Annotated in this window: 1 pseudogene; it reads left to right on the forward strand. The window is 48.1% G+C overall.

What is annotated here, in order from left to right:
* Positions 1–210 (forward strand): annotated as a pseudogene (locus HJY11_RS14750) (SpoIID/LytB domain-containing protein); the annotation flags it as partial.

Here is a 210-nt window from a genome sequence, read left to right on the forward strand (position 1 = left end):
TGTTTCTTTTGATTGCGCTGCCCTATGTGATTACCATTTTTATCAATGGTCCGTCCGGTCTCACAGCTCCCAAACAGAAGGAAACGGAAGTATCGGTACAAAGCGGCGGAAACGACCGGATGACAACCATGTCGCTGGATGCGTATGGAATGGGCGTCTTGGCAAAAGAGATTTCAATGGATATGGATATAGAGACGATCAAGGCGCAGG

The organism is Bittarella massiliensis (ex Durand et al. 2017) (assembly GCF_017566145.1).
Taxonomy (GTDB): Bacteria; Bacillota; Clostridia; order Oscillospirales; family Ruminococcaceae; genus Bittarella; species Bittarella massiliensis_A.